Genomic DNA, 21,061 nt, shown 5'->3' on the forward strand with positions numbered 1-21,061 from the left:
TCAGAGTTTCTGCATTACAGAATTCTAATATTGTCTTTTCATTTTTTCTTATGCTCATTTCAATCCAGCGTACTATCTTATTTTTTGATCATTTCTCTGATAGAATGTTCAGAAACCCATTTAGAGTAGCTTATCATTCTTTCATCAGTTAAAGCTTCTACCGCTATAGTCACGCACATATCAACCGCTTCTTCCACGGAAACAGTAAAGTGATAACCATTTAATTGTAAAAACTTCACCAAAACAAAGAAAGCTGTTCGTTTATTGGCGTTTGCAAAGACATGCTTCTTTATCAATTGGACAAATAATATTGTTGCTTTATCAAAAATTGTTGGATAAAGAGGCTTGCCAAAAACAAATTGTTCTGGTAAATTCACAATCATATTTAACGCTGAAGAGCTAACTGTTTGAATTTGCTCATTTGGAGAATACCGTTGAATTACTAAAGCATTGATTTTTTCCATTTGCTTTTCTGTTAGATAGACTGTCATTTTTCCACCAAAGCTTTGAAAACATCGTCGTATTCTTCAAAAATTGTATCCAATTTTAAGTTAAAGGCATCATCAGAAACATAAGAGACCTGATGATCCAATTCTTCAGGAGTAAAGATAATTTCGCCACTTGGTAACAATTTTGCTTCATATTTAACACCACTTGGAATATTGAATTCGCTTGGAATTGTAATGGTGATTGAATTTCCTTGTTTTCTTGTTTTTACGACCATCTTATTTCCTCCTTTGAAGTATTATAACAAATAATTACGGTAATTACAATGATAGTGTAAAACTACTATTTCATATCAGAGCTTAACCGGAATACTCAGCATAAGTGATTTTTTCAAGGTTTCCAATTCTTCCAGAGATTTTTGAATTGCCAATTGTGATTTTGCTCTTTCTATCATATATTCAATATTTGTTAGAGGATTTGCATTTCCTTCAGTCCACAGCATTTCCCACAGCTGATCAATTTTATTTTTTAATTCGCCTGTAATCATACTAGTCTCTTTTCTTTGGTTTTAAAGTTATGAATATCACTATTTTAACAGATTTTCAATCAACCTTCAATTATGTTTCTCGCTATAAAAATTTCTTTCAAAAATAAAAAAGCAAACACAAAATATGGTTCACTTTTTTAAACTTTTCTACTCTCCATCCTTCCAGTTCCGAGCAATCTCTTCGTCTTTCTGGAGTTGGTCTACCAATTCCTCTACGGAGTCAAATTTGACCATATCGCGAACACGGTCCAGCCAGTAGACCATGACTGTCTCACCGTAAATATCGTCTGAAAAGTCGAAAATATTGACTTCAAAACGTGGTTCTTCTCCATCGAAAGTAACATTTTTCCCAACACTTGCCATGCCACGATATCTCTGACGTTGCACTTCGATATCGACTACGTAAACACCGTCCGCTGGCATGTAAGTTCGGTCTCTTAGGACCAGATTGGCTGTTGGATAACCAATAGTCCGCCCACGAGCATTTCCATGAACGACCATTCCACGAGATGGGAGCGGAGTGCCGAGCAGATGCTTGACTTCCTTTACATCTCCATCAAGAATTGCCTGACGAATCCGTGTAGAACTAATCTTGCCCTTTTCATCCTCAACTGGAGGAACAATGATGATCTCTCCATCAAAATAGTCCATCAGGTCATCCGCAGTTTTCTTATCTGAGCCAAAGGTATAGTCAAATCCTGCTACAATAATCGCTGGTTTTAAAGCTCGAACATAGGTATCAAAGAATTCTTGACCCGTTAGACTAGCAAATTTGCTACTAAAGTCAAGTAGGAAAAGAGCCTCTACTCCGTGCCACTTCATCTTGTGCTCTCGTTCCTCATGATTGACGATGTGAAGCATGAGTTCAGGTTGGTAAGGTTGTAAGGCAAGTTTTGGCGATTCTGTAAAGGTCATCACGACAACTGGCAGATAATCCTTCATCGAAGCCTTACTGGCTACTTCAAAGAGTTTCTGATGCCCCTTGTGGATGCCATCAAAATAACCTAGTACAAGGACTGTATTACCTGGTACTGCAATATCTTTTTCGTTCTTAATAGGTACTGTTGTAATCATGAAACTATTATATCATAGAGAAAGTCTTTTCGCTAAGAGGAAATCCCAAATGTCGTTTTTTGCGCCTGAACTGACCGTAAGAGAAAATTTAGGGCTTTAGTTTTAAAAAATAGCACCTCCTAAGAGATGCTATCGTTTGTTAACTAGTCTACTGTTTCTTCCAAATCTTTTAACTTAACCGAAACAATCTTAGAAACACCTGATTCTTGCATGGTAACTCCATAGATAGAATCCGCTGCCGCCATCGTCCCCTTACGGTGGGTTACGACGATGAACTGACTATCCTTGTCAAAGCGATTGAGGTAATCCCCAAAACGTTTAACATTAGCTTCATCCAGCGCCGCCTCTACCTCGTCCAAGATAACGAAAGGAATGGTCTTGACTCGAATGATAGAGAACAACAAGGCAAGAGCAGAAAGGGCTTTCTCACCACCACTCATGAGGTTGAGAGATTGGATTTTCTTACCTGGTGGTTGGACAGAAATCTCCACACCAGCTGTTAAAAGATCGCCCTCAGTCAATATCAAATCTGCCTGACCACCGCCAAACATCTGTCTAAAGGTCACTTTAAAGGACTCACGAATAGCTTCAAAAGTGGATTTGAAGCGTTCCTTAACCTCATCATTCATCTCTGTAATGGTCTCAAGGAGTAGATTTTTCGCAGACAAAATATCATCACGTTGGCTATTGAGAAAATCCAGACGGTTGTGAACTTCTTCATACTGGTCAATAGCGTCCAAGTTGACAGGACCCAGTGAGCGAATAGCCTCCTCCAAATCCTTAACCTCTTGCTCCGCCAGATTGAGATTTTCCAGTTCATGAGCCTTTTCTAGAGCCTCATTGTAGCTAATCTGGTACTGGTCAGTTAATTGAGCTTGTAGATAGCGCAAGCGTTCGCTGACCTTTTCCTTCTTAGCTTCAGCACGTGTTTGCTTGCGAATCCACTCTTCGTTCTGCTGGCGAGCCTGATCCAAATGGCTGGCAATATCATCCAGCTGACCCTCGATATCATCCAACTCAAACTGCTTGCGAATCAAACCTTGTTGGAGATTTGTTTTCTGAGTTTTGGCCTCTTCCACCTGCTGACTTAGCAAATCCGTATCAACCTTCTCAAGATTATCAACCTTTTCTTGGAGGAGACGCTGGATTTCTTCTTGTTCAAGATTGAGGTTATCTAATTCCTTACCTAAGCGTTCAATATCAGTCACTTCATACCGCTTTTGTCCTTGCAGTTCGGACTTAAGCAAGCGTGCTTGCGCTACTTGTTCCTGCAAGTTTTGATAGCGTTCTTGAATAGCGTTTTTGTTAGACTTAATCTCTTCAATCTCAGCTTCCAGATTTTGCTTTTCACTGGCGATAGTAGCAAGGCGCTCTTGGCATTTTTCCTTATCCGCTTGCCAATCTCCTTCAGTAAGGCGATTTAATTCCTCTTCTTGAAGTTTCCAAAGCGTTTCCAGTTCTTCGACCTGCTGATTGGTTTGTTGATAAGCAAGATACAAACCTTGCTCCTGAATACGAGCTTGCTCACCCTGAGATTTGATAGCTTCTAATCTTTCTGTTAATACTACCATCTCATCTTGCAAGGTCTTCAAAGTCGCTTCTTCTGACCGTAAGTCAGCTTCTTCTTCAGCAATTTCTTTTTGTAATTGCTCCAGCTCTGGCTTGATGAAGATACTGTTGTTTTGACGATTGGCACCACCCGCGTAGGAACCACCTGTACGCAACTCTGTCCCATCCAGTGTCACCATACGAACCTGATAGCGAACTTGACGAGCTGCGGCACGCGCATGTTCTACAGTATCAAAAATTGCTGTCGTAGCAAGCAAGTTTTTGAAAATGGCTTCTAGTCTCTTATCAAACGACACCAACTCATCTGCCATGCCCAGAAATCCTGGACTTGCTGCGATAGCATCTTGATTCTGACTAGAAATGGTACGAGCCTTGATAGTCGTCAATGGAAGAAAGGTTGCACGACCAGCTCTGTTGCGTTTGAGGAAATCAATCGCCTTGGTTGCCGCGTTTTCATCTTCTACGATGATATGTTGACTGCTAGCTCCAAGCGCAATTTCTAGGGCAGTTTGATAATGCACATCAAAAGTCAAATGTTCACTGACTGCACCAACGATCCCACCAAGGCGGTCTTTTTCTTGGAGAACACTCTTAACGCCCGCATAAAAATTACTATGATTTCTAAGGATATTCTCTAAACTTTGGGCTCGAGCCTGCTTGTTTTTGAGACTGTCTAGACGGTCAAAGAGTTGGCTCTGCTGGGCTTGGAAAGAAACTTTCTGCTCCTCTTGCTCCTTGACACTAGCTTGGTAGTCAGCCAATAATTTCTGAACCTGCTCCTTGGCAGTTTCAAGCTCAGCCTGCTGTTGACTGGCCTTTTCTTTAGCTGTAGCCAGTTGTTCTTTCAGTTTCTCAAGTTGGTCTGCTTGTTTTTGAGACAGCTGACGGCTGTTTTCCAACTCATTCTCGATGCGGGTCAGTTGGTTTGAGACATCCGCTTCTTCTTGTAAAAGCGCAACAAAACGTTCACGCAGGAGCTCGATCATTTGGTCAGGATCATCTGAAAATGCCAACAACTCCGCTTCTAAACGATTTAGTTCCTTATTGTTTTCAGCTAGACTTTCCTCTAACTGTTCCAAGTTCGCTTCTTTTTCAGCCTTTTCCTTACTTAGAGCCTTTCTCTTATCTTCCAAAGTCGCCAAACGGGCTTGAGCCTCTTGTTGATTGAGGGCTACTTGCTCGGATTCCAGTTTTGATAGGGCTAGTTTTCGCTCTAAGTCACTGATCAAACTAGTCAAATCCATCAAACTTCCTTGATCCTTGGCCATTTCAGCTTGGAGATCCTGACGTTTCTTTTTAAGGCTTTGATTTTCCTCTTCTAATTCTTCACGCTTTTGGTAATAACTGGTCAAGAGTTCCTGAACCTGCGTTAGCTCTTCTTCTGTCAGCTCTAGTTCAGCCTTGTTTTCCTTGATTTGAGCAACCAGTACATCCAAGTAAATCGCCTTGCGTTGACCATCCAAGTCGAGAAACTTGCGCGCATTCTCGGCTTGTTTTGCAAGGGGCTTGATTTGATTGTCCAACTCATAGATAATGTCCTCTAAGCGGTCGAGATTGTCTTGAGTTTGTTGCAGTTTGCTTTCTGTTTCTTTTCGACGAGTCTTGTATTTCAGAACACCCGCAGCTTCTTCAAAAATAGCACGGCGTTCTTCGGGCTTGGAATTAAAAATCTCCTCAACCTTCCCTTGAGAGATGATGGAGAAGGAATCACGACCCAAACCGGTATCCAAGAAGAGGTCATGAATATCACGCAAGCGAACCTTCTTGCCATCAATTCGATACTCGCTATCTCCACTACGATAGATATGGCGTTCTACCTTAATGACTTGCCCTGCATCCTTGATAAAGCCATCTTCATTGTCCAAGGTCACGATAACAGAGGCATAATTGAGTGGTTTGCGACTTTCTGTTCCAGCAAAGATAACGTCGGGCATCTTACCACCACGAAGGCTCTTGATACTGGACTCTCCCAAGGCCCATCGCAAACTTTCTGTGATATTTGACTTTCCAGAACCATTGGGCCCAACGACAGCTGTCACGCCTTGGTCAAATACGACCTTAGTCTTGTCAGCAAAGGACTTGAATCCCTGAATCTCAATCTCCTTTAAATACATGAATCCAGCCCTTTCTCAACTGCATTTTTGGCGGCCTCTTGTTCTGCCAATTTTTTAGAACGGCCTTGACCTTTTCCGATACTTTTGCCCTCAACCAGAACTTCTACATCAAAAACCTTGTCATGGGCAGGCCCCGTCTCAGAGGTCACCTGGTAGCGAATATCCACATCGCCATTAACCTGGAGCAGCTCTTGCAGGTGTGTCTTGTAATCCTTAATCATTTCAAAGTCACCTGCTTCAACCTTGGGAATCATGACTTGATAGATGAACTCTTTTACCCTAGCAACATCCTTGTCTAAAAGCAAAGCACCCAGAAAGGCTTCAAAGGCATCACCAAGAATGGTGTCACGATTGCGACCACCAGACTTTTCTTCTCCTTTTCCTAGCTTGATAAACTGATCAAACTGGCAATCACGCGCAAAACCAGCCAAACTCTCCTCACGGACAATCATAGCACGTAGTTTGGACAAATCTCCCTCTGGTTTCTTAGGATATTTTTTATACAGATATTCTGAAATCAATAATTGCAGAACAGCGTCTCCTAAAAATTCCAAGCGCTCATTGTGTGAAATTTTTAAGAGGCGGTGCTCATTGGCATAACTCGTATGAGTAAAGGCCGTTTCTAGTAGTTTTTTATCTGCAAATTCGATTGTAAAACGCTTCTTTAGTACAGTTTGTAATTCTTTCATACCAACCTCTTTCTAACTGATAACAGTCTCTTTTATTATATCAAAAAAAGCCCCCTGAGTCACTTTAAAACGGGACTAGAGGGGATTTGAGCATTTTTTAGAATAAAATTTTTAATTTTAGGGGCAAATTTGGGGCGAGATAAAGAAAAAGCCTTATTTAAGGCTTTCTTGGGCTATTTACATCCACCCTGAGGGAATCGAACCCCCATCTCAAGAACCGGAATCTTACGTGATATCCATTACACTAAGGGTGGAAACTTGCTTTATTATAACAGAAATTTGCTCTAATAACAAGTTTTTTATGGGTAGACTAACCATCCATTAGTGGGAAGCATCCCCGTTCCAGATAGAGTTTTTCACGATAACATAATCAACGTGTTTAAGGTCAGCAAGCCTGCGTCCACCTGCGTAGGAAATAGCACTTTGCAAGTCCTGCTCCATCTCAGTAAGGGTGTCTTGCAAGTGCCCTTTAGCAGGCAGTAAGATGCGCTTGCCTTCCACATTTTTATATGCTCCTTTTTGGTATTGAGAAGCTGAACCATAGTATTCTTTGAACTGTTCGCCATCGACTTCAATCGTCTTTCCTGGGCTTTCGATATGTCCTGCAAATAGGGAACCAATCATGACCATGCTGGCACCGAAACGGATAGACTTAGCAATATCGCCATGAGTACGAATCCCACCATCAGCGATGATCGGTTTACGCGCAGCCTTTGCACACCAGCGTAGGGCAGCCAACTGCCAACCACCTGTACCAAAACCTGTCTTTACCTTTGTGATACAAACCTTACCAGGACCTATTCCAACCTTAGTAGCATCCGCACCGGCATTTTCCAATTCACGAACAGCTTCTGGTGTTCCTACGTTACCAGCAATGACAAAAGTATCTGGCAATTCTTTCTTGATATGTTGAATCATAGAAATCACGCTATCCGCATGACCATGGGCAATGTCAATCGTGATATACTCAGGAGCATCAGCCTTGAGTCGGCTAACAAAGTCATACTCGTAATCCTTGACACCGACAGAAATGGAAGCAATGAGCCCTTGATCGTGCATGCGTTTGATAAAAGGAATGCGCCCAGCCTCATCAAAACGATGCATAATGTAAAAGTAACCGCCTTTAGCAAGTTGCTCTGCTACGTTCTCATCCAAAATCGTCTGCATATTTGCTGGCACAACAGGTAGTTTAAAAGTGTATTTTCCAAACGTAATACTTGTATCCGCTTCTGAACGGCTTTTAATCACACATTTATTAGGGATCAACTGAATATCTTCATAATCAAAAATTGGAAATTCATTTAACATATCGATGTCTCGTTTCTTTTATAATGACCTACCTATGCTTGCGCACCCCTACGTCTTTTCTGACGTTTCCTTGATTCATTATAAACTAAAGTACAGTTTTTGTCAAATATTTTTAACAATCAAATTATATTGTTCGGGAATTGCTTATATAAATAGCAAAAAAGTGAAGAGACTATTTTCTCCCCACTTCTTCATCAATAATCGCTTTAAAATTTTCTTCCGAATTTTCCATCATTTTACAAAATGCACTATAGGATGAGGCATTCTGAGGGATTTGGATAGACCACTTCTTCAATTGAGCTCCATAGCCAGCTAGTTTTCCTATTTCACTATTTACTGACTGCTCCATACTAGGAAAAATCAGTCCAGCTTTCTCAGATTTTAAGATATAAGAATAGGAAATCAATTGGAACAAGTCCTCACGGTTAATCCCTTTTTCAGTGAACTCCAGTTTCTTATATTTTGCATCTAGAACAATCTTTCGTTCTCTGTCATAAAAATCTGGATATACTTTTCGTTTCCCAACAGAAAATACTGAAATTCCGTCCGTCTTATCTTTATTTCGTGGATGGATGAAACCTTTTGGCAACAAACTGTAAACATACTCTTCCCAAAGCCAGGCAACATCAAAGAGAATACCATGTACCTTTTGGGCTTGAGGTCCAAGACCATGCTTTTCTCTACTCAGAATCATCAAGCAGAGTTCCTGTAATTTTCTATACTCTCTAAAATAGGCGTGTCGGATGGGTTTGATTTTATTCATTCTGATAATCTTGGCACGATCAGCTAGTTTATAAGATGAGGTTACACGAGTAATTTCTGTCATATTTTCACGATTGCTATCGAGCAGAACTCCGAAACTTTTCTGATTCTTTATGTACTCAATCGTATGCCGAATCAACTGCATGAGTGGATTATCATAGGTGAACTCTCTAGTTATATAGGCAATATTTCCCGTAAAAGGGAGATTTTTTTTCAGATGATTTCCAACATCTAGTACACCCTTTACATGACTATCGTTATAGAAAAATCTCTGGTATTCCTTATAAAGACCTTTTCTGAGAGCAGCTTGCAGATACTTGGGAAATAGGTAAATCAAGAGTTGATAGAGTTTATCCTCTGGAGATAGACCGACATCCAAACTAGTCAGATTGATATTGAGAACCTTTTGTAAGAGATAATGCAAAAAATGGTCATTACTTTCATCAGAAAAACGAGAGGCAATCGTTAATCTTTCCTGACCATATCCAAGAAAACCAATCACGTTTCCTGTCTTAATTTCCTGATTGACAGTTTCAAAAATCTTTTGGTCTTTATCCAAATCAGGAGAATGCTTCAAATCATTTGGGAAAATAAAGATACTGTTCTCTTTAGAAAGGTTATCCAGTGTTCTATCAAGAAGGGCTTGACTTAGTTTGGGATATTCTGCGACAAAGTCTTCTTTAGCAATTCTATGCTGATTATCGGTTATCCGCATCATTATCACCAGTCTCTTGCTGATCTGTTTGCTCGTTATTTGTCAGATCAAATGCTTTTTTCAATGTATCCAGAGTTTCAGCCTCCTCATAAGAGCCCCGTAAGTAATCTTCTAAAAGTGGTTTGAGGTAATCAGACCAGAGTAATTCAAAATCATAATCCAATTCTTTTAAATTATGGAAATAACTTGGTCCGATATGATAATGACTGTTTAACTCCTGAACGTTTTTGATAGCAGCGTTCAAGTTTCTTAAACGTTTTTTCGCTTCTTCCTCATGTCCATCTAGTTTCTTATCTAGAATGTATAACTGGCTTTCAGCAGTAACTTCAACAAAACGGAAACGACGACGCATAGCAAAATCAAAGGTATCTACTGAACGGTCAATATCATTCATTGTTCCGATGATATAGACATTTTCAGGGATATAAAATTTCTCATCAGTCTCATGTAAATTAGCATATTGGGTAGAAACACTTCCCTTTTCACCACGATAGCCAGGGTCGATAGAGAAAAAGAGTTCACCAAAAATCTTAGAAATCTCCCCACGATTGATTTCATCGATGATGAAGACGAATTTCTTGTCTGTGTCAATCGTTGGAGATACATAATCACATAATCCATAACTTTCTTTCATGTGATCCAAAACAATGTTTTGATAAGTTTCGTACTTTAAATTAGTATCTTCACCCTTGTACAAAAGATACACTTTTTCTTTGGTAGCAACAGGAGAATCAAACTTCACATTCCCTTGGCTATTTAAACTAGCTGGAACAGAACTACGAGGGAAGAAGTATTGTCCTTGCTTTTCATTGATAGCATCCGTTAGCTTAGCCCAAGCTTCATCAAAATTATCTTGACCTCCAGTCTTCTGAGCTTCTTTAGCCTTCTGGCAAAACTGCTTAAAAATACCATCTTGCAATTTAAACTCAATAGCTCCATCCCCATTTGATACCGGTCTCAACCCCTCTACAAAATCAGTATAATCATAGGATGGATGAAATTGTACAAATCCGATTTGGTCTTCGTTGCCACCCGTTAATTCTTTAGCAATTTCTTTAGCAAGATAAGTTTTTCCTGTGCCAGGAGCACCACGGAGGATGAGGTTTTTGGATTGTAATAAGATATTCTTATACTCGTTGATATTTTCTGATGCGTTTTCCTCGTTTTGAACATCTGAAATCTTATCTTTTTCAATATTAAAATCCACATATAACTCATCAAGACTTGAATATGGTAATGCTGATACTGTTGTATTGTCCCATTTCTTAGTTTCAAGAGAATTTAACTGGAAATCACCAAATTTACTAATCGGTATGATTTCAAATCGTCTCGGAAACACTTCAAACTCACTATCTTCAACATATTGATAAGGACCAATTATTTTAGCCAAAAAAGAAGCCCGTAGATTCCTCCTAGGAACTACTACTAAATCTCCTATACTGACTCCATGTTGAAGGAGTGCTACTTGATTCTCTTGTTTTCTAGGTCTTTCTTCCCCATTATAAGGATAATTTTTTTCTTCTATATTATTAAATCCGATATATAGAACATTATCCTTAAAAGATTTCTCATGCAATTTTGTGTTATTGGTTCCGCCAACTGAAATTTTCCAGACTCTTATATTCGACATAAATTCCTCCATTTTCACATTAACATATAATACCTTTTTACATAATAACACTATTAAATAAGCAAAGCAAGAAATTAAATAAAAAGCCCAGCGTTAGGAGCTTCAATGACTCTTAACACTAGACTTCTTTTTTTATCTTAGTAATACTCTCCCTGACGGTAGTCCCATGAGTTAAAGGTATCTGACAGGTGCATCATGATTTTATCAATGTCAAGCCCTTTACGGATAACAACTGGTGCTGGTGAGGTTGAACGTGCTCCACCTTGTTCTGGGATGAGTTTGCCGTCTTTATCGACCATAGAGACCATCACACCTTGCTCGTAGCGAGTTTCGATTGTTTTGTCCGGTTGGATAGAAGCAACGTAGTCATCTGCTTCGATGACAAGGTCCACTGCTCCTTCGATACGTTCTCCGATACCTTCCACCTTACCACGATTTCCTTTTCCAGATGGGTTGGCTGATGAGGCGTAGACCATCTTGCCTTCTTCCCAAAGTTTAGCAGCCAACTGTTCACCAGCTTTACCAAACTTGATGACAAAACAGCTAGTACCACGAACGTCAGTCATGAGTTCTTCACGGCCATCACCGTATGCTTTGAGTTTTTCAAAAGCTTCTGGTTTCCAAGGAAGGATACAACCGAGGAGAATGTCTTCATCCCAATGTTTTTGGTAGAAGGCTTCAATTTCTGGGTTGAGTTGTGCTAAAGCTCGTAGCTCGTCCATGCTACCGCAGAGGACAACACCTGGTTTGTTACGGTTACGCTCTTTGGCTGCGAACTTACGCTCAAGTCCTGCCTTGTCACTGGTCATAATGATGTAACCAACTTTTGTAGGGCAAACGATACAACCGCCCTCACCTTTTAAAATGTCATAGCCTTCTTGTGAAAGTGTTCCGTTCCATTGAATGTGTTTTGTCATAGTTCTATATTTCCTTTTCTATTTTTCTATTCCTGCCAGTAGGCTGGACGTTGTTTTTCATAGGCAGCAATCAAGTCTTCATACTGCAAAGTAATACCGATATCATCCAAACCATTTAAAAGCTTGTGTTTCCATTCACTATCGATTTCAAAAGTGAATTCTCCGACTGGTGAGATGATTTTTTGTTGTTCCAAGTCCACAGTTACCTGGTCGATCGGTTTGAGTTGGGCTAGCTTTTCTCTAACCTCCCTAGGCTGAACAATAGGCAACATGCCATTATTGAGTTCATTATTGTAATGAATGTCCCCGAAAGATCCTGCAATCACGACCTTAAAACCATAGTCGGCTAGAGCCCAAGCTGCGTGTTCCCTCGAAGACCCCGCCCCAAAGTTATCCCCCGAGATGAGGATGCTGGCTTTACGATATTCAGGTTGGTTAAAAACAAAGTCTGGATCCTCTGCGTAGTTATCGTCCAGATAACGCCAAGCATACATGAGATACTTACCAAAGCCCTTTTTATCAATTAACTTGAGAAACTGCTTGGGGAGTATTTGGTCGGTGTCGATGTTATCATTCATGAGAGGAACGGTCGTTCCCGTATAAACTGTAAATTTCTCCATATCCTCTCCTTACTGGGCCTCTGGCATTTGCCGAACATCTACGAAACGCCCTGCAATAGCTGCCGCCGCTGCCATAGCTGGACTGCAGAGATGGGTTTTAGCACCAAATCCTTGTCTGTCTTCAAAGTTGCGGTTACTGGTTGAGGCACAGTGGACCCCATCAGGGACCTTGTCAGGATTCATCCCTAGGCACATTGAGCAACCAGGGTCTCGCCACTCAAAGCCAGCGTCTAAGAATACTTTATCCAAGCCCAACTTCTCAGCAGCTCGTTTGACAGGACGAGAGCCTGGGACTACGATAGCCGTTAAGTTGGGAGCTATTTTCTTCCCTTTGACAAATCGAGCAGCCAGTTGCAAGTCACTGAGCCGAGCATTGGTACAAGACCCGATAAAGATATAGCCTAGTTCAATATCCGCTGGCTTTTGACCAGGCTCCAAGTTCATGTAATGATAAGCTCGTTCATCATTCATATCCTTAATTTCTGGAAAACTACTGTCAAAGTCGACGCCCATAGCAGGATTGGTTCCCCAGGTCACCATAGGAGCCAAGTCTGAGACATCCATCCGGATAACCTTATCATAGACAGCATCATCATCGCTGACAAGCGTCTTCCAGTCAGCAACCGCCTCCTCGAAAGCTTCGGGAACGCATTCCCGTCCCTTGAGATAGTCATAGGTAGTCTGGTCTGGATTCATAATTCCCATCTTGGAGCCAAACTCGATGGACATATTGCAGATGGTCATCCTCTCTTCCATGGTCAGTGCATCAATCGCTTGCCCACGATATTCAACTACATAGCCAACACCACAAGCAACGCCGTACTTGGCAATCAAGGCGAGAATGTAATCCTTAGAATAAACTCCTTTTTGAGGAACACCAGTGAATTCTACCAGCATTTTCTTGGGTTTAACTTGCCAGAGTGTCTGGGTAGCAAAGACATGCTCGACCTCACTGGTCCCAATCCCAAAAGCGATAGCTCCGAAAGCTCCGTGAGTAGCTGTGTGGCTATCTCCACAGACGATGAATTTTCCTGGTTGCGTCCGTCCTGTTTCTGGACCTACCATGTGAACGATTCCCTGCTTTTCAGAACCATGGGCAGCATGTTCAATCCCAAACTCCTCAACATTTTCTGCTAGCTTATCAATTTGAGCCTTGGAAATGACATCTCGAATATCGTAGATATTGACCGTTGGTACATTGTGGTCAAAGGTCCCAAATGTCAAGTCTGGTCGTCTCAATCTGCGGCCTGCATCTCGTAATCCTTGAAAAGCTTGGGGACTAGTCACTTCATGAATATAGTGCTGGTCCACATACATGAGTTGGGGCTGCCCTTCTTCTCCTGTGATGACATGACGGTCCCATAATTTATCAAAAATCGATTTTCCTGCCATCCATTACCTCCAAATAAAATATAAGGCTACTAGTGTGGTCACCATCCCGAGAAACCAAACTGTTTTGAAATACCATTTTCTAGTCTTGTGGTGAAAGATGATTCCTGCCAACCAGGCACCAAAACCACCACAAGTAAAGGCTAAAATGAGTAAGATTTTCTCTTGGACGCGCCAAGCACCTCTTCTTGCCTTGGATTTGTCAATGCCATAAATCAATAAAATCAGCAAATTCCAAATCAAGAGGGCAAGCGTGATTCCTTCATTCATCTTCATAATCTTTCAATGATGGCTTCTGTCATCTCCTTAGTAGAAGCCTGTCCTCCAATATCTCTTGTTAAAATGCCAGCCGCTAAACTAGCTTCAACAGCACGCTCGATACGCTCCGCATCCTCATAACGTCCAAAGCTGTCTCTCAGCATCATGGCAACTGACAAAATCATAGAGATAGGATTAGCAATTCCTTGACCTGCAATATCAGGTGCCGAACCGTGAATAGGCTCATAAAGACTTGACCCCTTTTCAGAATGACTGGCTGATGGCATAACACCAAGAGTGCCTGATAGAACGCTTGATTCATCAGATAAGATATCTCCGAAAAGATTCTCCGTTACGATGACATCAAACTTAGCAGGATTGGTAATCATAAGCATAGCAGCTGAGTCCACCAACTGGTGTTCCAAGGTTACATCTGGAAAATCTTGCGCAACTTCCTCAGCTACTCTCCGCCAAAGTTTTGATGTTGCTAGAACATTTTGCTTATCGATACTAGTAACGATTTTTCTCCGATTTCTTGCAATTTCAAATGCCTTGCGAATAATCCGCTCTACTTCTTCGTAGCTGTAGTCGTTGATATCACGCGCTTTTCGCTCTTCAAGGATATGATCCCCAAAGTAGATACCACCTGTCAACTCACGTACCACGACAAAGTCTACACCAGCAATTCGTTCTAGTTTAAGTGGTGATAAATGCTTGAGACTATCAAAGATTTTTACAGGCCGAATATTGGCATAGAGATTGAGTTCCTTACGGAGAGCCAGCAAGCCTTGTTCAGGCCGAATTGCCGCCCCATCATACTGGGGACTACCGATAGCCGCAAGGAGAATAGCATCTGCTTCTCTACATGCCTTGAGGGTTTCATCAGGTAAGGGATGCCCCGCAGCATCAATACCTGCACCTCCAAAAGGTCGTCTATCTATCTCATAGTCAAATCCTGTTTTTGAAGCTAGAGCTTCCAGAACCGCTAAACCAGCTTCCATGATTTCTGGACCGATTCCATCCCCTGCTAGAGCTACTATTTTCTTTGTCATAGCCTTCTCCTTTACACACTAGGCATGTCTCGGTAGGAAACGCTATGCCCCATCTCACCTGCATTCTCTTTTTGAACAAAAGTATTGGCATTGATATAAGCAATAGCCGAAGCCTTCAATACATCGAAATCAAGACCTGCTGCGTTAAAGATGGTTTCTGTATCTCTGTTTTCAACAGTAACCAAGACACGAGCTTGAGCATCAATTCCATCTGTCACAGCATTAATGGTATAGGACACCAAGCGGACAGATTGGTTAAAGAACTTATCGATAGCGTTAAAGATTGCTTCAACGGAACCTTGTCCTGTCGCATTGAATTCGACTTTCTCACCATCCATATTGGCTAGGCTAACGAGCGCTTCAATTTCATTGTCTGCATGGGTTTGAAGTTGCAAATCATCAAAGTGGAAGCCTTCTGGATTTTCAACCATGGTTCCAGCTACCAGAGCTCGAATATCTGCATCTGTGATTTCTTGTTTCTTGTCCGCCAGTGCCTTGAACTTAGCGAAGAGTGGTTTGATATCCTCTTCTGTAAAGTCTAGAGCCAATTCTCTTAGTTTCTCAACAAAGGCATGGCGACCAGACAATTTACCAAGTGGAAGGCTATTACTCTTGACACCGACCAATTCAGGTGTGATGATCTCATAAGTGAGAGGATTTTTAAGGACTCCATCTTGGTGAATACCAGACTCGTGAGAAAAGGCATTACCACCAACCACAGCCTTGTTTTTAGGAACTGGAATACCAGAGAAGCGAGAAACCATTTCAGACGTATTGATGGTCTCATTTAGGACAATACTGGTTTCTGCCTGATAGTAATCTTGGCGAATATTGAGCGCCACTGCAATTTCTTCAAGCGCAGCATTCCCAGCTCGCTCCCCAATACCGTTGATGGTTCCTTCGACACGTCCTGCACCGTTCTTGACAGCAGAAAGGCTGGTAGCCACTGCCATTCCGAGGTCATCATGACAGTGAGGTGAATAGATAATCTGACGATCGGTCTTGACATTCTCAATCAAATATTTGAAGATAGCACCGTATTCTTCTGGCGTGGTAAATCCTACTGTGTCTGGGATATTGATATAAGACGCCCCTGCATCGACTGCTGTTTGAACGACTTGCAAGAGGAAATCCAACTCTGTTCTAGTCGCATCTTCAGGAGAGAATTCAACGATTTCAAACTTAGAACGCGCATAAGAAACATGCTCCTTAATAGCTTCTAAAATCTCTTCCTTGCTCTTATTTAGCTTATACTTGCGGTGAATCGGACTGGTAGCGATAAAGACATGGACCTGTGGATACTTGGCATCCTTTAGCGCCTCGTAACAAGCATCAATATCAGACTTGACCGAACGTGCTAGACCAGTCACCGCTGTTTTTTTCAAGACTTTAGCAATCTCCTGAACTGCCTTAAATGAGTCTGGGCTAGCAGCTGGAAAACCAGCTTCGATGGCTGAAATGCCCCACTTCTCCAGCTGCCTTGCAATGGCAATTTTTTCCTTGATTGAAAAGTTAACGCCAGGTGTCTGCTCTCCATCTCGAAGGCTGGTATCTAGAAATTCAACTGTTCGCATAAGATTTCCCCTTTTCCAAATATGGTTTTAAAAAAACATCTCGCTCAGAAACCCAAGCGAGATGTTGATTTACTCCCGCTTGGTAAGCCAAACAGGACTAATGCTTTTGCACTAGCCCGAGTACCTCAACAACAAAGCAAATTGATTAAACTTAGCTGTTTTCATGTTTGACTTTCTCCTTCGTTTGATGTCTTGTTAAGTATTTTAGCATAGGAAAAATCTCTTGTCAAGAAAAAATCCAATATTTTCTGAAAATTTCTTCAGTAAAGAATATTTTGCTAATTGAAAGTATTTGAAAACACAAGGGAATTTCCTTACTTTTTCAAAGTCAAATTCCAACTGATTTCTAGCAAATCTAGAACGTCATCATCAGATAAACTATCATCAAGAGTAAGACTAATCCAGTAGCGTTTGTTCATATGAAAGGCTGGATAAATGCCCCTTTTTGAAAGTAAATCCGCTACTTGGTCGTGTTTGAGGTTGACTGCTTCGACTAGCCCTTCTCTCCCCTTTTCCAGCTTATCCCAAGGAATTCTCATTAAAACAGCATACCATTTTTGATTACCTTCATGGCGTAATACAGCTGTATCAGGCGATTTCTCCCAAAGATACTCCAACTGATTAGCATACTTTTCCTGAACTTGAGCCATGATACGCTTAGTCTGAGGACAGATAAAATCCTGTACATCAAAGCAAGCCTTCCGAATCTGGTAAAGAATCTCCAAACAAGCCTCACGGACACTTCCGACAAAACTTCCCCTCATGCTTTCCATGTGGACTTGAGGATAGAGGTCACCAGTCTCCTTATCAAAGACCTGAAAACTCACATTATCAGTAGTGATGGAGACTGTCATGATAAAGTCACCCTGCAAAATCTGGCAACTATTGGTCCAGACTTCTCCATTTTCTATAAAACCATAGGCATGAGCTTTTTCTTTATTAAACTGATAGGAGTTAAAAATTTCAAACATAAGTGAAAACTGCTACCAAAAGCTAGCAGTTCCTTTCTATTTTTTAAAAGACAACCTTAGTTCCATGCAATTGTGTCACACCTAGCTGGTCGATAAAGGTTTGACGGTTGTCCAAGTCAATCCCCCCACCTGGTAAAATTTCAATTTTACCTTTTGCATGTTCCAAAATTCTGTGATAATGAGCGAAACGCTTGTCTAGCGAGTCACCAGACACACCAGCACGAGTTAAGATACGAGTGACACCAGCTTGGCTGAGCCAGTCAATGGCTTCCAACTGATCTTCATCACTCAATTCATCAAAGGCCATGTGGAAGACAATTTCCATTCCTTTTGATGCGGCGATTAATTTTTCAAGATTAGCCTTATCCAATTTCTTATCAGCAGTTAGAGCACCAAAGACAACCCCTTGGCTACCTGTTTGAGCAGTCAAACGAATGTCTTCTAGCATGATGGCAATTTCCAGATCCTGATAAACAAAGTCGCCACCACGTGGACGAATCATGGTCATGATGGTCGTATCGTAGTTAGCTGCCAATTTAACCGCTGCCTTGGTTACTCCATAGCTTGGTGTTGTCCCGCCAACAGCTAAATTATCACAGAGTTCGATTCGACGAGCTCCAGCCTGCATCGCTTTTTCAAGCAAGGTCACATTTTCAGCACAAAATTCGTAAATCATTTGATTCTCCTTGATGTTTTCTTTGAATTTATTATATCATATTATTTTAAATATGCTTTCATTTTTATCAAGGCAAATAACTACTATTTTTATCTATTCTTTGTCTGGAATGACTTTAAAGAGATAGTAGGTGATAAAGATAGTCAAGGCACCCAGACCAATTTTGACTGGCAAAAGAGGGGCAAAATAAATGGAAATCCCCATCAAGATATAGATAGATACGATGATTTTTTTCTTGCGTTCACGCGCTATTGACTTGGTTTCCCGAAAGTCAGCTACATAGGTCTGATAAAGCTTTGTATGATAAAGCCAGTCTTCAAAACGCTTAGAAGATTTTGAAAAGCAAGCGATAGCTAACAAAAGAAAGGGCGTTGTTGGCAAGAGGGGCAAGACAACCCCAACAAGAGCCAAGGCTAAAGAAATAAAACCAATACTGAGGTAAATAATACGCATGTCTTCTCCTAATTGAAATAATCTTATACTAGTTTCCCACAAAGTGAGGAAATTTGTCAAGCTTCAAGTAAAAAGAGCCTGAAATTTATTTTCAGGACACTTCGTTTTATTTAATTTTCTCTTCTTCGTAGTCGCCATTACTACACACAATCTGTTTACCACCACCACGGACTTTCTTCTCCATAAGGAAGTGACCACATTTTGGACAATCACGTCCAACTGGTTTATCCCAGGAAGTAAATTCACATTCTGGGTAACGATTGCAACCATAGAAGATACGATTGCGCTTGGTTTTGCGTTCGATGATTTGTCCTTGATGACAACTTGGACACTCGACTCCAATCTCTTTGACAATCGCTTGTGTGTGACGGCAGTCTGGGAAATTGCTACATGCATAGAATTTACCAAAACGGCCTAGCTTAATCACCATTGGACTACCACAGACCTCACAGTCAAATCCAGCTGGCTCATCCTTGATCTGAATTTTTTCCATTTCAGCTTCAGCCTTGGCTACATCTTTGGAGAATGGTTTGTAAAATTCGTCAATAACACGTTGCCACTGTTCTTTTCCAACCTCGACATCATCCAGTTTTCCTTCCATTTCAGCTGTAAAGGTCACATTTACGATGTCTGGGAAATATTCAACGATGAGCTTATTAACAATTTCTCCCAGTTCTGTCGGTTCAAAACGTTTAGCAGCCAGACGAACGTAGTAACGTTTTTGGATAGTTTCAATGGTCGGAGCGTAGGTTGACGGACGCCCAACTCCATTTTCTTCCAAAGTCTTAATAAGCGTCGCTTCCGAATAGCGAGCTGGCGGTTGGGTGAAATGTTGTTCTGGCTTGCTATTGACCTGCTTGACCACATCTCCTACTTCCATATCTGGCAACATCTTGTTCTTATCTGAGTCATTGTAGATAGCAAGATAACCATCAAACTTAACTTGACTACCATTTGCCGCGAATTGGACTCCATTTTGAGAGAGCTTGACAGCCATGGTATCAAAGATAGCTCCCGTCATCTGGCTCGCTACAAAACGGTTCCAGATAAGGGTATAGAGCTTGAGCTGGTCTTTGTCCAAGTACTTAGCGATGCTTTCAGGTGTGTTAAAGACACTAGATGGACGAATGGCTTCGTGAGCATCTTGAGCTCCTGAGGCATTCTTGACCTTGCTACCATGCTTGGAATACTTGCTACCAAAACGATCGTTGATGTAGCTTGCCGCTTCATTCTGAGCCACAGGACTGATACGAGTCGAGTCTGTACGCATATAGGTAATCAGACCTTGCACGCCTGTACCGATATTAATCCCTTCATAAAGCTGTTGGGCAACTATCATGGTCTTCCGAGTACGGAAATTAATTTTGTTAGCCGCATCCATTTGCATGGTTGAAGTCGTATAAGGTAGGGGTGCATTGCGTTTGCGTTCTTTCTTATCTACCTGGTCTACTGTGAAATCTTTGCTAGTCAAATGGGACAAGACTTCTTTGACCTCTTCATTGGTGGTCAATTTCATCTTTTTGCCATTCATACCATAGAAAGAAGCCTGAAATTGCTTGGTACCCTTCTTAAAAACACCATCAATTGTCCAGTATTCTTCTGGTTGAAAGGCATTGATTTCATTTTCACGGTCAATGATGAGCTTAAGGGCAACAGACTGCACGCGTCCTGCTGATAAGCCCTTCTTGACCTTTTTCCACAAAATAGGCGAAATCGAATACCCTACCAAGCGGTCTAAGACTCGACGAGCTTGTTGGGCGTCGACCAAGTCCATATCAATCTTACGAGGTTCTTTAAAGGCATTTTTTACTGCGTCCTTGGTGATTTCATTAAAGACTACACGGTTGGCATCATTCTCATCCAAATCAAGGATATGAGCTAAATGCCAGGAAATTGCTTCTCCTTCACGGTCCGGGTCACTCGCAAGAAAGACTTTATTGGCCTTTTTAGCTTCTTTTTTCAAGTCATTAATGAGAGGACCTTTTCCACGGATATTGATATACTGCGGTTCATAGTTGTTTTCAATGTCGACCGACATACTGGATTTTTTCAAATCACGGATATGCCCGACACTTGCTAAAACCTTGTAATTTCTGCCTAGATATTTTTCAATCGTTTTCGCCTTAGCAGGAGACTCTACAATGACTAGATTTTTTTTAACTGTTGATTTTTTCTTCTTTGTTGCCGTAGCCACACTATCACACCTTTTCAAAGTAATAAACTTTATAAAGTGTAAACCATTTTTCTATAGCTGTCAAGACCTAAGTCCTATATATAGAAGAAAAGTTTATCTGAA

General features: G+C 41.2%; 19 protein-coding genes and 1 tRNA gene. All 20 read right to left on the reverse strand.

Annotated elements, in window-relative coordinates; translation table 11 throughout:
- Window positions 1–77: 77 nt before the first annotated feature.
- The 20 genes from HMPREF1518_RS07735 to topA all read right to left on the reverse strand — a co-directional run bounded on the left by HMPREF1518_RS07735 (window position 78) and on the right by topA (window position 20,959).
- On the reverse strand, window positions 78–491 hold the full coding sequence (locus tag HMPREF1518_RS07735; protein WP_033585338.1) for a type II toxin-antitoxin system death-on-curing family toxin: 414 nt from the start codon (window positions 489–491) through the stop codon (window positions 78–80).
- Window positions 488–724 carry an AbrB family transcriptional regulator gene (locus HMPREF1518_RS07740; RefSeq protein ID WP_033585340.1) on the reverse strand — a complete coding sequence of 79 codons (237 nt, stop codon included), beginning with the start codon at window positions 722–724 and terminating at the stop codon, window positions 488–490. The genes HMPREF1518_RS07735 and HMPREF1518_RS07740 overlap by 4 nt, the downstream gene beginning before the upstream one ends.
- Before the next feature lie 75 nt (window positions 725–799).
- Window positions 800–994, reverse strand: a complete 195-nt coding sequence (locus HMPREF1518_RS07745) for a hypothetical protein (RefSeq protein ID WP_033585341.1) — start codon at window positions 992–994, stop codon at window positions 800–802.
- Window positions 995–1,141: 147 nt separating this feature from the next.
- Window positions 1,142–2,068 (reverse strand): bifunctional riboflavin kinase/FAD synthetase, encoded by a 927-nt coding sequence (locus tag HMPREF1518_RS07750; RefSeq protein ID WP_033585347.1) that lies wholly within the window; start codon window positions 2,066–2,068, stop codon window positions 1,142–1,144.
- A 143-nt stretch (window positions 2,069–2,211) separates the two neighbouring features.
- Window positions 2,212–5,751 carry a chromosome segregation protein SMC gene (gene smc / locus HMPREF1518_RS07755; RefSeq protein ID WP_033585348.1) on the reverse strand — a complete coding sequence of 1,180 codons (3,540 nt, stop codon included), beginning with the start codon at window positions 5,749–5,751 and terminating at the stop codon, window positions 2,212–2,214.
- Window positions 5,742–6,440, reverse strand: a complete 699-nt coding sequence (gene rnc / locus HMPREF1518_RS07760; RefSeq protein WP_033585349.1) for a ribonuclease III — start codon at window positions 6,438–6,440, stop codon at window positions 5,742–5,744. Before rnc ends, smc begins: the two co-directional genes overlap by 10 nt.
- A 182-nt stretch (window positions 6,441–6,622) precedes the next feature.
- Window positions 6,623–6,694: transfer RNA gene (locus HMPREF1518_RS07765), tRNA-Arg, on the reverse strand.
- Window positions 6,695–6,761: 67 nt separating this feature from the next.
- The gene (gene guaC / locus HMPREF1518_RS07770; RefSeq protein ID WP_033585352.1) at window positions 6,762–7,748 is read right to left on the reverse strand and encodes a GMP reductase; all 987 of its coding nucleotides are present in this window, start codon (window positions 7,746–7,748) and stop codon (window positions 6,762–6,764) included.
- A gap of 172 nt (window positions 7,749–7,920) precedes the next feature.
- Entirely contained in the window at window positions 7,921–9,225 is a 1,305-nt protein-coding gene (locus tag HMPREF1518_RS07775) for an McrC family protein (protein ID WP_033585406.1), read from the reverse strand.
- The gene (locus HMPREF1518_RS07780; protein WP_231458944.1) at window positions 9,209–10,855 is read right to left on the reverse strand and encodes an AAA family ATPase; all 1,647 of its coding nucleotides are present in this window, start codon (window positions 10,853–10,855) and stop codon (window positions 9,209–9,211) included. Before HMPREF1518_RS07780 ends, HMPREF1518_RS07775 begins: the two co-directional genes overlap by 17 nt.
- Window positions 10,856–10,992: 137 nt before the next feature.
- Complete coding sequence (locus tag HMPREF1518_RS07785) at window positions 10,993–11,772, reverse strand: L-threonylcarbamoyladenylate synthase (RefSeq protein WP_000160498.1); 780 nt, start codon at window positions 11,770–11,772, stop codon at window positions 10,993–10,995.
- 26 nt (window positions 11,773–11,798) lie between these two features.
- Window positions 11,799–12,392 carry a 3-isopropylmalate dehydratase small subunit gene (gene leuD / locus HMPREF1518_RS07790; protein WP_033585353.1) on the reverse strand — a complete coding sequence of 198 codons (594 nt, stop codon included), beginning with the start codon at window positions 12,390–12,392 and terminating at the stop codon, window positions 11,799–11,801.
- Window positions 12,393–12,401: 9 nt separating this feature from the next.
- Entirely contained in the window at window positions 12,402–13,784 is a 1,383-nt protein-coding gene (gene leuC / locus HMPREF1518_RS07795) for a 3-isopropylmalate dehydratase large subunit (RefSeq protein WP_000907571.1), read from the reverse strand.
- A gap of 3 nt (window positions 13,785–13,787) precedes the next feature.
- A complete protein-coding gene (locus tag HMPREF1518_RS07800) occupies window positions 13,788–14,057 on the reverse strand; it encodes a DUF1294 domain-containing protein (RefSeq protein ID WP_033585355.1) in 270 nt (89 codons plus the stop codon).
- A complete protein-coding gene (gene leuB, locus HMPREF1518_RS07805; protein WP_033585356.1) occupies window positions 14,054–15,091 on the reverse strand; it encodes a 3-isopropylmalate dehydrogenase in 1,038 nt (345 codons plus the stop codon). Before leuB ends, HMPREF1518_RS07800 begins: the two co-directional genes overlap by 4 nt.
- Window positions 15,092–15,102: 11 nt before the next feature.
- Window positions 15,103–16,665, reverse strand: a complete 1,563-nt coding sequence (locus HMPREF1518_RS07810; protein WP_033585358.1) for a 2-isopropylmalate synthase — start codon at window positions 16,663–16,665, stop codon at window positions 15,103–15,105.
- Window positions 16,666–16,979: 314 nt separating this feature from the next.
- Window positions 16,980–17,636 carry an MmcQ/YjbR family DNA-binding protein gene (locus HMPREF1518_RS07815; protein WP_033585360.1) on the reverse strand — a complete coding sequence of 219 codons (657 nt, stop codon included), beginning with the start codon at window positions 17,634–17,636 and terminating at the stop codon, window positions 16,980–16,982.
- A 43-nt stretch (window positions 17,637–17,679) separates the two neighbouring features.
- A complete protein-coding gene (locus HMPREF1518_RS07820) occupies window positions 17,680–18,312 on the reverse strand; it encodes a copper homeostasis protein CutC (protein WP_033585362.1) in 633 nt (210 codons plus the stop codon).
- A gap of 93 nt (window positions 18,313–18,405) precedes the next feature.
- Window positions 18,406–18,765, reverse strand: coding sequence for a YbaN family protein (locus HMPREF1518_RS07825; protein ID WP_001220358.1), 360 nt, complete (start codon window positions 18,763–18,765; stop codon window positions 18,406–18,408).
- 106 nt (window positions 18,766–18,871) lie between these two features.
- The gene (gene topA, locus HMPREF1518_RS07830; RefSeq protein ID WP_033585366.1) at window positions 18,872–20,959 is read right to left on the reverse strand and encodes a type I DNA topoisomerase; all 2,088 of its coding nucleotides are present in this window, start codon (window positions 20,957–20,959) and stop codon (window positions 18,872–18,874) included.
- Between the last annotated feature and the right edge of the window lie 102 nt (window positions 20,960–21,061).

The organism is Streptococcus sp. SR1, from assembly GCF_000526075.1.
Classification (GTDB): Bacteria; Bacillota; Bacilli; order Lactobacillales; family Streptococcaceae; genus Streptococcus; species Streptococcus halitosis.

What these genes read in the sequence shown, in the direction of transcription:
- HMPREF1518_RS07780 (WP_231458944.1), bottom strand. Translation starts at nt 10,855, where the DNA reads ATGTCGAATATAAGAGTCTGGAAAATTTCAGTTGGCGGAACCAATAAC.
- leuD (WP_033585353.1), bottom strand. Translation starts at nt 12,392, where the DNA reads ATGGAGAAATTTACAGTTTATACGGGAACGACCGTTCCTCTCATGAAT.
- rnc (WP_033585349.1), bottom strand. Translation starts at nt 6,440, where the DNA reads ATGAAAGAATTACAAACTGTACTAAAGAAGCGTTTTACAATCGAATTT.
- smc (WP_033585348.1), bottom strand. Translation starts at nt 5,751, where the DNA reads ATGTATTTAAAGGAGATTGAGATTCAGGGATTCAAGTCCTTTGCTGAC.
- leuC (WP_000907571.1), bottom strand. Translation starts at nt 13,784, where the DNA reads ATGGCAGGAAAATCGATTTTTGATAAATTATGGGACCGTCATGTCATC.
- HMPREF1518_RS07775 (WP_033585406.1), bottom strand. Translation starts at nt 9,225, where the DNA reads ATGCGGATAACCGATAATCAGCATAGAATTGCTAAAGAAGACTTTGTC.
- HMPREF1518_RS07815 (WP_033585360.1), bottom strand. Translation starts at nt 17,636, where the DNA reads ATGTTTGAAATTTTTAACTCCTATCAGTTTAATAAAGAAAAAGCTCAT.
- HMPREF1518_RS07825 (WP_001220358.1), bottom strand. Translation starts at nt 18,765, where the DNA reads ATGCGTATTATTTACCTCAGTATTGGTTTTATTTCTTTAGCCTTGGCT.
- guaC (WP_033585352.1), bottom strand. Translation starts at nt 7,748, where the DNA reads ATGTTAAATGAATTTCCAATTTTTGATTATGAAGATATTCAGTTGATC.
- HMPREF1518_RS07750 (WP_033585347.1), bottom strand. Translation starts at nt 2,068, where the DNA reads ATGATTACAACAGTACCTATTAAGAACGAAAAAGATATTGCAGTACCA.
- HMPREF1518_RS07820 (WP_033585362.1), bottom strand. Translation starts at nt 18,312, where the DNA reads ATGATTTACGAATTTTGTGCTGAAAATGTGACCTTGCTTGAAAAAGCG.
- leuB (WP_033585356.1), bottom strand. Translation starts at nt 15,091, where the DNA reads ATGACAAAGAAAATAGTAGCTCTAGCAGGGGATGGAATCGGTCCAGAA.
- HMPREF1518_RS07800 (WP_033585355.1), bottom strand. Translation starts at nt 14,057, where the DNA reads ATGAAGATGAATGAAGGAATCACGCTTGCCCTCTTGATTTGGAATTTG.
- HMPREF1518_RS07745 (WP_033585341.1), bottom strand. Translation starts at nt 994, where the DNA reads ATGATTACAGGCGAATTAAAAAATAAAATTGATCAGCTGTGGGAAATG.
- HMPREF1518_RS07740 (WP_033585340.1), bottom strand. Translation starts at nt 724, where the DNA reads ATGGTCGTAAAAACAAGAAAACAAGGAAATTCAATCACCATTACAATT.
- HMPREF1518_RS07735 (WP_033585338.1), bottom strand. Translation starts at nt 491, where the DNA reads ATGACAGTCTATCTAACAGAAAAGCAAATGGAAAAAATCAATGCTTTA.
- HMPREF1518_RS07810 (WP_033585358.1), bottom strand. Translation starts at nt 16,665, where the DNA reads ATGCGAACAGTTGAATTTCTAGATACCAGCCTTCGAGATGGAGAGCAG.
- HMPREF1518_RS07785 (WP_000160498.1), bottom strand. Translation starts at nt 11,772, where the DNA reads ATGACAAAACACATTCAATGGAACGGAACACTTTCACAAGAAGGCTAT.